At 71.6% G+C, this 9,009-nt stretch carries 7 protein-coding genes; 3 read left to right on the top strand and 4 right to left on the bottom strand.

Going from position 1 to position 9,009, the window contains the following annotated elements:
• The 4 genes from G6048_RS44665 to G6048_RS44650 form a co-directional block, all read right to left on the bottom strand.
• A partial coding sequence (locus G6048_RS44665) for an NDP-hexose 2,3-dehydratase family protein (RefSeq protein ID WP_165345348.1) occupies positions 1–1,605 on the bottom strand: 1,605 nt, incomplete at its 3' end.
• 417 nt (positions 1,606–2,022) lie between these two features.
• Complete coding sequence (locus G6048_RS44660) at positions 2,023–3,141, bottom strand: acyl-CoA dehydrogenase family protein (RefSeq protein ID WP_165345347.1); 1,119 nt, start codon at positions 3,139–3,141, stop codon at positions 2,023–2,025.
• 463 nt (positions 3,142–3,604) lie between these two features.
• On the bottom strand, positions 3,605–4,075 hold the full coding sequence (locus tag G6048_RS44655; protein WP_165345346.1) for an SRPBCC domain-containing protein: 471 nt from the start codon (positions 4,073–4,075) through the stop codon (positions 3,605–3,607).
• 412 nt (positions 4,076–4,487) lie between these two features.
• Positions 4,488–5,156 (bottom strand): glycosyltransferase family 32 protein, encoded by a 669-nt coding sequence (locus tag G6048_RS44650; protein WP_165345345.1) that lies wholly within the window; start codon positions 5,154–5,156, stop codon positions 4,488–4,490.
• A 315-nt stretch (positions 5,157–5,471) separates the two neighbouring features.
• Here G6048_RS44650 and G6048_RS44645 point away from each other — a divergent pair, with 315 nt between their 5' ends.
• The 3 genes from G6048_RS44645 (at position 5,472) to G6048_RS44635 (ending at position 8,784) form a co-directional block, all read left to right on the top strand.
• Positions 5,472–6,227: a VOC family protein gene (locus G6048_RS44645; RefSeq protein ID WP_165345344.1), complete on the top strand. Its 756-nt coding sequence runs from the start codon at positions 5,472–5,474 to the stop codon at positions 6,225–6,227.
• 210 nt (positions 6,228–6,437) lie between these two features.
• On the top strand, positions 6,438–8,111 hold the full coding sequence (locus tag G6048_RS44640) for an FAD-dependent oxidoreductase (protein WP_165345343.1): 1,674 nt from the start codon (positions 6,438–6,440) through the stop codon (positions 8,109–8,111).
• 136 nt (positions 8,112–8,247) lie between these two features.
• A complete protein-coding gene (locus G6048_RS44635) occupies positions 8,248–8,784 on the top strand; it encodes a hypothetical protein (RefSeq protein ID WP_165345342.1) in 537 nt (178 codons plus the stop codon).
• Positions 8,785–9,009 lie beyond the last annotated feature (225 nt).

Raw genomic sequence — 9,009 nt, 5'->3', positions numbered from 1 at the left:
GTCGCGGGCGTTCAGAGCGGGGCCCGCCGCACCGCTGCCGATGACCGAAAGCAGCGTGCGGGCCTGGACGTTGAGGTAGAAGCCGTGCCGGGCGAGCGAGGCGAGCTGGGCGGGGGTGGCCCACTGGTAGCCGGGCGGCGGTACGTCCGGAACCGGCTCCGGAGCTGACTCCGGAAGCGTCTGTGCTGCCTCGCCCCGGCGTCCGGCGCCGTCGGGCGCCTCGACGATCAGGTACCGGCTCTCCGCGCCGAGGAAACGACCTCCCTCCTCGGAGAGCACGGCCTCGTAGTGGATCCGGTCCGGCGCCGCGCCCAGCACCACGTCGAGGAAGGGCGGCCGGCCGTCACCCGACAGCCGCGTATGGTCCTCCGGCACGCACTGCACGGTCGGGGCGAGTTCCACCCCGTGGCACAGCCCGGCCTCGGTGCGCGCCTGTACGAGGACGTGCGGGACCCCGTGAAAACGGCGGACGACGAAGGCGGCCACGCCCCGGCCGACCGGCTCGATGAGCGGCTGCGTCCAGCCGGCGACCTCACGGCTCCCGGCCTCGACGGCCACGGCCACCACCCGGAAGAACCGCCGGTCGTCGCGCTCCAGGTGCCAGGCGTCGCGCCGCCAGCCCTCCAGGCCGTCGAGCGGGATGCGCTCGGCGAGTACGTACGAGGAGCGCTCGGCGGCGAACCAGGACAGCAGTCCCGTGTCCGACTGGACGGCACGGAACTCGGACGGGTCGGACAGGCCGGCCGGGTCGGCCGGGTCGGCCGGGTCGGACAGGCCCGCCGGGTCGGTGACCGGGGCGCCGGCCAGGACGGAACGGACGTCCATGTTCACGACGTTCTCGTGGTGCAGGAGTTCGCCGATCTGCCCGAGGGTGAGCCAGCGGAAGTCGTCGTGCGGGGCGATGTCGTCGGACACCTCGACGATCATGTTCCGGTTGCTCTTGCGGAAGAACCAGTCCCCGTGCTCGGACTGAAGGGCGTCACAGAGCACGCGTCCGCCGGTCCGCTCGGGCGCCAGGAAGCGGTCGAGGTACGGCACGTCGGCGCCGCGGTGGACCTTCAGGTAGTTGCTGCGGGTGGCCTGGACGGTCGGCGACAGCTGAAGCAGGTTCGGGTTGCCGGGCTCCATCTTGGCCTGCATCAGGAAGTGCAGGACGCCGTCGAACTCCTTGGCCAGGATGCCGAGGATGCCCACCTCGGGCTGGTTGATGATCGGCTGCTGCCAGCCGCGGCCGAGCCCGCCCTCACCCTCGACCTCGACCCGCAGCCCCTCGACGGTGAAGAACCGACCACTCTCGTGCCCGAGGTTCCCGGTGCCGGGCCGGAACGACCAGCCGGAGAGACCGGCGAAGGGGATACGCCGGACGGCGAAGTGGTGAGCGCGTCGCCGCTCGTCGAACCAGTCGGAGACCTCGTCGGTCCGCAGGAAGGCCCCCGATCCGGTGATGGCGGCGGACCGGGCGAGACGCGAGGCCAGGGCCGCCGGCCCGGTGTCGGGCGACGGCGGTCGCGGCAGGGTTCCCGCGGGCGCCCCGGACCCGGCCGGGGCACCCGGGACGGCGGGGCCCGCGTGGACACCGGCTTCCGCGTGAACGGCGGCGGACATGGCAGCTCCTATGGGTGGTCAGGCGGCTGGGGGTCGCCCGGCCCGGGGGTCATCGGCGGCCGGTGCCGGACATCTCCCGGGCCCGCGGGGCTCCTCGGGAGGGCGCGCCGGGGGCCGTACGAGCGGATCGGGGATCCCCTCGCTCATGGGGATCCCCCCGCTCATGGGGGTCCCCCCGCTCGAGCGAAGCCGAGAGTGGGGGAGAAGCCGAGAGTGGGGGAGCGACCAGCCACGACGCACCCTCGGGTGACGTACCGGACTTGCAGCGGAGCCCGCAGGCCTCCGGAAGAGCGATCCGGAGTCGTACGAGCCGAACCGTCGGGCTCGCGTACTCCCTGAGCCGACGGGCCGGTGGCGGAGTGGGCGCCGAGCCACCGCGGCCGTCACCTCGTCCACCCCTCGCCCCTCCACCTCTCGTCACTCCTCCGCGGGGCCGAGGAGGGCGTTCGCGTGGCTCCTGGCCGCGGAGGTCTCGTACTGCAGCGCGACATGGCTCGTGGCCGAGGTGATGTCGCGCCAGTGGCGCTGGAGTGCGTGGGTCTCGCCGAGGCCCCCGGTGCCCGCGAGGGCGACGAGCAGCCCGGCGGAGTCGCGGAGGATCTCGGCGGCCGTCGTGGCGTTGCGTTCGGCTCGGGCGAGGAGGCCGCGGTCGAGCCGTTGGGAGTCGGCGGCGTCGGCGTTCTGCTCCACGAGGAGCCGGGCCGCGTCGATCCGGCCGGCGGCGCGGACGAGCTTCACCTCGTTGGCCGGGGTCCGGCGGCGGCCGGTGACGGTCGCGGCGGCCGCGTCCAGGGCGCCGAGGGCGGCACCGACGACGGGAGCCACGAACGGCAGCCCGGCGACGGCCTGGAGCGGCACGTTGTGGACGGGCCGGTCGGAGGAACTGTTGCGGCCGGTCAGGAGTTCCTGCCGGTCGAACGAGAGATGCTCGGCGACGAGCACGTCCTCTACGGTCACCGTGTGGCTGCCGGTCGCCCGCATGCCGACGCTGTCCCAGGTGTTCTCCACGGTCCAGGTGCCCCACGGGAGGGCGAAGAACCGTATGGCGGGCGGTCCTTCGGCACCCGGAACGACGGCACAGACGAGAGCCCAGCCGGCGAAGTCGATCCCGCTGACATAGTTCCAGCGGCCGCTGATCCGCCAGCCGCCGTCGGCCTTCACGGCACGCCCGGCAGGCATCAGAGCGGTGGCGATCACGGTGTCGGGGCCGTCGGACCACACGGACTCGCGGCCCTCCCGCGGGAGATGGGAGGCGATGCGCCCGGAGTAGGCGGCGAGCGAGGCGTACCAGGCGGTCGAGGCGCAGCCGCGCGCCACGTCGACGACGGCCCGCGTCAACTCGGCGAACGTACCTTCCGCGCCCCCGTGTTCGCGCCCGACGAAGTGCCGGGCGAAGCCGGCGTCGCGCACGGCGTCGGCGACCTCGCGGGAGAGCTTGCGACTGCTGTCGGCGTCTGCGGCGTACCGGGCCGCGAGAGCACGTACGGCCTCGGCGGCACCGGCCGTCCCGGTGTCCAGCTGCATATCGGCGGGCATCCTCGTGACCTCCTGGCTGAGAGAGCTGCGGGCGGGGCAGTGCGATGCGATGCGGTGCGGCTTTCGCGCGGGGGGGGTGTGTTCGTCGGGGGCGAGGGAGTGGGGCGCCTCCGGCGTGGGCGCGGCCTCGGGCGTGTGGCAGCCCCCTGGTGTGGGAGCGGACCGGACGTGGGTGCATTCCGGGCGAGCGTGGCGGCGGTCCCAGGGAGCGTGTGAGCGGCCTCGGATACGAGCGGCGGCGATGTCCGCGTACGGACCTGGATAGCTGTCTCCGCATACGGGCCCAGCCGGCCGCATCCGCGAACGGACCCAACCAGCCGAATCCGAGTGCGCGCTGCCGGCCCGGGACCGGTGGCGCACCGGCCGAGACCGGCGACGTATCGGCCGGACCGGTGGCGCACCGGCCGAGACCAGTGGCGTACAGCCGAGAAGACCGCTCGGCGTACCACCCCCGCCCCGGCCGTCAGACCGCCTTGGCGAACAGCTCCAGCGTCTCCCCGGGACTCGGCCCGTCCAGGGCCCGGAAGATACGGTCGGCTCCCTCGCCGTGGCGTTCCAGCGCCACGTGTGCGAGCTCGACGCGGGTGTGCGTGTCGTCGACGCGGGTGAACTCGACCTCGATACGGCTGGCCCGCTCGTCGTCCGGGATGGACTGCCAGTTGGCGTCGATCCGCCAGGTCATGACGAGCCGTCGGCCCGGCTCCCACTCCAGGACCTTGCCCCAGTCGACGCGGTTTCCCTCGACGTCCCACTCGTAGTAGTGGCCGCCCACACCCGGCTCGAAGGCCAGGCCGACCCGCTCCTTCTTCAGCAGGACGTGGCTCGGCGGCCACCAGTCCTTGGGCCGCTCGGTGAACACCTTGAAGCAGTGCTCGGGCGTGGCCGCCACGGTCACCGACTTCCGCACATCCGGAATCGTCTGCTGCTCGGGCACACGCCCTCCTCGGTCGGTCCGATCCTGCACGTCCCGACACTCACCGACCGCACTGGACCGCGCGTGGAACGCCGGTCGAGAGGGCCCGACCCCGGGGGCCCGACCCCGGGCACAGCCCCGCCACTCCCGAGCCACGTCATCCCGGGCCGGGCACCCTCAAGGACGTACGAGACTCCCCCGCCCGACGGCGACCCGTCGCTCGCATCGTCCCCGTACGCCGGGGGTGACGCCCGCAGCGAGGTGGTCTCAGAAGTTCTCCACGAGCAGGGTCGCCAGCCACAGCAGCATCGCCAGTGCGGCGAGCAGGCTGATCGCCTGGACGACCCGGCGGGGAATCCCGGACATCGCGTACCTCCTCACCTCGGGTCCTGCCCCGTTTCTACCCCGTTCCCCCGAACCAACCCTGGCAGGTTCACCCGTTCCCGGGGCAGGCCGGTGTCAGGGTGATCCGGTTGTCGGTGCCCGGCTTTTTCCAGGTGGTGGCGTTGGCGTGGACGATGTATGCCTCGCTGGTTTTGTCCAGGCCCTCGACGACTATGAGGCGGCGGCTGCCCTTGACCGCACCCACGTCGATCTGGGTGAAGCCGGGGAAGGAACGCAGTATGGGGGTGATGTAGCGGGTGCCGAAGATGTCGAAGACCTCGTACTTCTCGGTCCTGTTGCGCTTCTGGTAGGCCAGGCGGAGATAGTGTGCTCCGGCGCCTTCGACGGCCATGCGGTAGGCGGGGTGGTCCCGGACGGTGCCGAGGGTGGCGTTCTGGACGTTGCCGTAGTTGCCGGTCATGCCGAACAGGGTCAGGTCGTCGATCAGGGGGCCGATGGGCTGGGTGCACCAGGAGTCGGCGTCGGTGTAGACGCCTCCGTACTGGGCGAGGATTTCGAGGCGGAGCAGGTCGGCCCGTACGGCGGGCGGCTGGTCGGCGAGGGCGTCGTAGACCCACTGGTTGTGCAGGGCGGGGAGGTTCTTGTCGGTCCAGAGCCGGACCCGGTAGTCGGGGTGGTGCTCCTTCCAGGTGCGGAAGTTGTCCCGGTACGGGAAGGCCCGCTCGCCGATCCAGATGATGTGGATCAACTTGGGCACGCCTGCCTGCGTGGCATCCCCGGCGCCCCCGGCATCCGCGGTGTTTAAGACGGATCTACGGAATCTGCTGCGGATCATGGTGTGCCTCGGCCCTCCCCAGTTCCACCGGCCCCCCAGGCGCGTGGAAGAGACTCGATCGTAGGACCGTCGGCAGGGCGGGACAGGACCTCACGTGTTGCTTTTGGGTTCCATCGGTGTGACACGGACACGGGCAGATACGGGGCAAATGGGGGGGAGATATAGGACAGGATTCGGCCTATACGGCTCCTACTGTCGGTGGTGGATTCTCGCTCGTCCGACAGCAGGGAGCACGCGATGAGTTACGTCAGCAGCATTCAGCCGGACGGTACGCCCACATGGATCGACCTCCGGGTGCCCGACCTGGAGCGCGCGAGGGAGTTCTACGGTGCGCTCTTCGACTGGGAGTACGAGACGAAGGGCGCGGAGACCGGACTCGGCACCGTGTGCCTGCTGCGGGGCCGCCCCGTCGCGGCCCTCGCGCAGGCCCCGGCCACCACGGGCTCCGGCTGGACCATGTACTTCGCCGCCGCGGACTGCGACGGCACCGCCAAGCGCATCGTGGACGCGGGGGGTTCCCTGCTCAAGGCTCCGACGGACGTCGGGGACCAGGGCCGTATGGTCATCGCCGAGGACCCGGTCGGCGCCCGCTTCGGCCTCTGGGAGGGGCGGGCGCACGTCGGCTGCGAGGTCGTGAACGAGCCGGGCTCGCTCGTACGGAACGACCTGGTCACCGCCGACCCCGAACCCGCACGGGCCTTCTACACGGCCGTCTTCGACTACACCCTGGACCTCAACGAGACGCTCCCCGACTTCGATTTCACTTTCCTGCGCCGCGGGGACGGCAAGGAGATCGGCGGCATCTTCGGCTTCCCGAGCGCCCCCAAGTCCGTCTGGGCGACCACCTTCGAGGTGGCCGACACGGACGCGGTGGTGCGTCGCGCCCTCACGGCGGGCGCCACCGCCGACGCCCCCGAGGACACCCCTTACGGCCGGAGCGCCACCATCACGGACCCCTTCGGGGTGGAGTTCTCCGTCATCACAAGGCCCTGAGGCTCCCTTTCGTACGTGGCCCGCCGGCCGCGCGGACCGAGTCCGGATCCCTGCCTTTACGGCATTCGGGGGATTGCCGGGGAACGCCGCGACCAGTCGGCACCTCGCTCCGGGTGAAGCCTGAGCCACCCTCCGCCCCGCGGGGCATGCATGGAGATCCCGGCCTGATTCGGCCGAGTCGGTGGACACGACACACTCTGGAGGCGCGTGATGAATGCAAGAGCCGACCGAGCCGGCCCGAGAACCCACGAAGTGCCGGTCCTCATTGTCGGCGGTTCCCTCGTCGGCCTGTCGACCTCGCTGTTTCTCGGCCGGCTGGGGGTGCGGCACACGCTGGTGGAGCGTCATGCCGGTACGTCCATCCATCCCCGCGGCCGCGGCAACAACGTACGCACGATGGAGCTGTTCCGGGTGGCCGACGCCGAGCCGGCCATCCGGAAGGCCGCGGAAACCCTCGCCGACAACCACGGCATCCTGCAGACGCCCACCCTGGCCGGCGACGCGGGCGAGTGGCTGTTCAAGGAGATCGACCCGGGCGGCGGGCTGGCCCGCTTCAGCCCGAGTTCCTGGTGTCTGTGCAGTCAGGACGACCTGGAGCCGGTCCTGCTCGACCGTGCTACGGCACTCGGCGGCGACCTGCGGTTCTCCACCGAGCTGATGTCGTTCGACGCCGACTCCACCGGGGTCAGCGCGGTGGTCAAGAGCCGCCAGACGGGCGAACACACCACCATCCGCGCGGACTACCTCGTCGCCGCCGACGGCCCCCGCAGCCCCGTAAGGGAACAGCTCGGCATCGGCCAGAGCGGTCCCGGCGACCTGTTCCACAACATCAGCGTGACCTTCCGTTCCCGTCGCCTCGCCGAGGTGGTGGGCGACCGCCGCTTCATCGTCTGCTACCTGACCAACCCGGACGCCGACGGCGCACTGCTGCCGGTGGACAACCACCGCAACTGGGTCTTCCACCTCCCCTGGCACCCCGGACAGGGCGAAACGCTCGAGGAGTTCACCGACGAGCGCTGTGCCGACCACATCCGCCGCGCGGTCGGCGACACGGACCTCGATGTCGAGATCACCGGCAAGGCGCCCTGGCACGCCGCCCAGCGGGTGGCGCGCGGCTACCGGTCGGGGCGGGTCTTCCTGGCCGGCGACTCGGCCCATGAAATGTCCCCGACCGGAGCCTTCGGCTCCAACACCGGGATCCAGGACGCGCACAACCTGGCCTGGAAGCTGGCCGCGGTGCTCGGCGGCTGGGCAGGGGACGAACTGCTGGACACGTACGACATCGAACGCCGTCCGGTGGCGGAGGCGACCAGCGCCCGCGCCGCCGTCCGGTCGGCCGAGCACAGCCACCCCGGTTTCGCCCCGCCGCCCGGCGCCGGCGGCGGGCCGCGGCAGGGCATCCTCAATGTGGTCCTCGGCCACCGTTACCCGCAGGGCGCCGTCCTCGGTGCCGATCCCGCGGCCCCGGTCGTCCCGGAGAAGTTCGCCCTGACCGGGGAGCCCGGCAGCCGGGCGCCCCACCTGTGGGTACGGCACGAGGGCAGGCGCATCTCCACCCTCGACCTGTACGAGCGGTCCATGGTCCTGCTCAGCGATGCCGACGCCAACGCCGGCGCCGACGAGGCGAGCGACTGGCACCAGGCCGCCGTCCGCCTTGCCGAGGAGTCGCCGGTGCCGCTCGTCTCGTACCGGCTGGGTGCCGGAGACGGCAGCGAGCTGACGCCCGAGGACGGTGCGGACTGGGCGGAACGCCATGGCACGACACGTACCGGAGCCGTACTCGTACGGCCCGACGGATTCGTCGCGTGGCGGTCGTCAGGCCCTGTACGGGATGCGGAATTGACGCTGCGCCAGGTCCTGACGACCGTCCTGGCAGTGGGCTGAACGGTACCGGCCACTCACCCGGCTGAGCGCCCCGAGTGGTGGGCCGCCGGCAACTGACTGACGGTGGTTCACATCGGGGTCGGGTGAATCAGCTGACGCAGTGTCCGCTGCCCGGCCACGGCGGAAGGAACGTCAGATGCGCTCTGCTCGATTGATCCTGGCCACCGCGGCGGCTTCGGCCGTCCTGGTTCTCGGCGCTCCCGGCGCCTACGCGGGTGGGGACTCGTCCGCCAAGGACGAGAGCTCTTCCTCCTACGGCCAGGAGCACGGCAAGCACGGCAAGCACCACAAGCACGGCAAGCACCACTGGCCGCACGGCGGTGTGCACACCGGCGGTGGCGCCCTGACCGCGGTCGACGCGGAGGACTGGAACACCGGGAAGGCCTCGGAGGCCCCCTCGGAGGCCCCGAAGGAGAACGGAGAGAAGGGGACCGGCAAGGACGGGTCCGGCAAGGATTACGGCAAGGACGCGTACGGCCAGGACTCGTACGGTAAGGACTCGTACGGCAAGGACTGGAAGGGCAAGCACGACAAGCCCCACGGCGGCGTGCACACCGGTGGTGGCGGCCTGGCCGAGCCGTCGGTGACCGCGGGCGGGCTGGCCGTACTGGGCGTTGCCGCCGCGGGTATGTACGCGGCGCGCCGCAAGAAGGCCGCCGGAAGCGTGGCCTGACCCTCATGCCGTCCGACATAGCCCCGGCCGCAAACCGCCGCGCGCTCCGCTGGAAGTGCGGTTCGAGCGTTGCGGTCCGTTGTGGCTGGTCGCGCCCGCGCGGCGGAGCCGCATATGTCACAGCCCCGCGCCCCTTGAAGGGCCTACGGCCCTCAAGGGGCGCGGGCACCACTCCGCGAGCCCCTCCCCCGCTGCCGCGCCCTAGTGAGGTGGTCCCCGAATGGC

Source organism: Streptomyces ureilyticus, from assembly GCF_011045025.1.
GTDB lineage: Bacteria > Actinomycetota > Actinomycetes > Streptomycetales > Streptomycetaceae > Streptomyces > Streptomyces ureilyticus.
This window is presented reverse-complemented; position numbering and strand designations above follow the sequence as displayed.